1 protein-coding gene is annotated in these 2384 nt (G+C 74.2%); it reads right to left on the reverse strand.

Translation table 11 applies throughout. The annotated features are described in order from the left end of the window. A partial coding sequence (locus VAE46_RS05235; RefSeq protein WP_322795862.1) for a GAF domain-containing protein occupies nt 1-2384 on the reverse strand: 2384 nt, incomplete at both ends.

Below are 2384 nucleotides of genomic sequence, written 5' to 3' on the forward strand. Positions count from 1 at the left end.
TTACCACCCCGCAGACCTCGCCCCCCGCCGAGACCGCCACCCGCATGCTCGAACGCAGGCCCCGCTCTCGCAGGACCCGCGTGGTCTCCGTAACCGCTTCTGCCCGCTGCAGGTCCTCAAACACGTGCACCACCGGCCCCGGCGGCCACGCGTCGAACACCTCCCCCACGGTTCGCCGCTCCCCCACCGACCACGGGCCAACGACCGAATCAATCGCCGCCAGCCGGACCCGCTGGCCTTCCACCACCCCAATCGCGCAGTGGTCTGCGCCGTACATGCCCCGCAGCGCGGTCGCGACCCGCCCGGCCACCGCCTCAAGCGTTTCCCCCGGGCCCAGGGCGCCCAGCACCTCCAGGACGGCCGCCGCCCGCCGTGCCTGCGCATCCGCGGCCTCCAGCAGCGCCGCCCGTTCCAGCACCAGCCCGAGTGTACCCGCCAGTTCCGAGAGCTGCGCGAGGTCCGAATCGTCCCACGCGCCGGGCTCCGACCGGGCAACCGTCGCGACCCCGCACACCTGCCCCGCGCCGTCCCGGATCGGCGCCCGCAGCGCACTCCGCAGGCCATGCCCCGCCAGCACCCGCGAGGCGTGGTCATCCAGCACCGCCGCATCCTCCATGAGCTGCGGACCCGCTGCCATCGCCGCCCGCCACGTCCCGTTCGCTTCCGCCCGCCGCGCCGCCTCCGCCAGCTCCTCCTCCGTAAAATGCTCGGTCGAAGCGCGCAGCGAGAGGGCGCCTGCTGGCGTCTGCGCCAGGACCAGCGCGTGCGTGGCCCCGAACATCCGCCGAACCTCCCGCACGAACACGTCCCCGACCGCGTCGATCGATGCACCCGGCGTCATCGCCAGGAGGACCCGCGTCTTCGCAGCGAGCAGTTCAGAAGTCTCCGCCATCTTCGCAAGCAGGCGAACCCGGTCGAGCGCCACCGCCATCGGCCGGCTCAGTTCAATCAGCCGCTCCTCGTCTTCCCGCGTGTACCGGCCGGGCTGCCGGCTGCCCACCGTCACCAGCCCCACCGTGCCGTCCGAGAGCCGAAACGGCACCCGCATCCCCGAACGCAGCCCCCGGTCCCATCCGATCGCCGCGCCGGGGTTCGCAGGCCGCTGCGCAAACACGTCCCCGGCCGGCCCCCCGAGCCGGCCCAGCGCCTCCGTATACGCGGCGACGTCCGCCTCCTCCAGCCAGGGTCCCAGGTCTGCCGCCCGCATCACCGCCGAACTCAGCCCGAGCACCTCGCGCCGCCGTCGCACGAGGTCCACCGTTCCCAGCGCCACGTGGTCGGCCCCGAAGAACTCCCGCAGCCGTTCGGCGATCGCCTGGGCCGCCGAGGCCTGGTCCTCCGCCTGCCAGAGCGTCTCCAGCAGCTCCGACCCCACCCCGAGCAGCTCCGCCTGCTGCTCCAGGCTCAGCGCGTGCGCCACCGCCAGCTCGCCCCGCCGCAGCCGCTCCACCCCGATCTCCACCACCCGCGCGACCTTCACGAGGAACTCTCGCTCCACCGAATGCCAGCTCCCCGGCTCCCGCCGCATCGCGCCCAGCGCCAGGCCGAGCCCGCCCCAGCGCCGCGACCGCACCGCCGCCGCCAGCGACCGCGCCCCCAGCCGGTCCCGCAGGAACACCTCCACCGGCAGCGCATCATCCACTGCCAGGTCCTCGCGCACCCACGACCCGCCCCGCTCCAGCATCCGCGCATTCTCCGGCGCGTCTACCGCCGCCTCCGCCGCAGCCCAGTCCCCCGCGCGAATCAGTCCCTGCGGCCAGGTGCGCAGCATCCGCATCCCGCTCGCCCCGGCATCCACCGCCACCGCGGCCATATCGGCCCCGAGCGCTTGCGCCACCCCCTCCGCGACCGCCTCCAGCAGGGCACCTTCCTCCTCCGCTTCCGCCACCCTGGCCAGCAGGTCCGCCTCGGCCGTCCGCAGGGCGTGCTCGAAGTGGAGCCGCTCCAGCAGCAGCCGCATCCGCAGCATCCCGCCCGCCTCCCGCCCAAGGTCGAGCAGCTCCCGCAGGTCCCCTTCGTCGAACGCCTCCGGCCGGAGCGAGCAGGCCAGCACGAACCCGAAGGGTCGTCCCTGCTCATCCGTCAGCGGCATCCGCAGCGAGCTCCGCACCCCCGCCGCCATCGCTGCCCGCTGCCCCGGTGTCGGGTCTGCAAGCTCGCGCGTGTCGCGGCAAATCGAAGGCCCCTCGTCGCGCACCCGCTCGAGGAAGGCCTCGTCCTGCTGCCACATGGGGTACTCCCACCGCCCCGGCGAGCGATCCCCCTCCAGCGGCCACCACGCCACCCCTTTCCCCCGCCGCTGCACCCCAATCACCACGCAATCCGCGCCCAGCCGCAGCCCTACCACCTCGGCGAGGCGGTCCAGCGCCCGGTCGAGCGAGCCC

The organism is Tepidiforma sp. (assembly GCF_034433535.1).
Taxonomy (GTDB): domain Bacteria; phylum Chloroflexota; class Dehalococcoidia; order Tepidiformales; family Tepidiformaceae; genus Tepidiforma.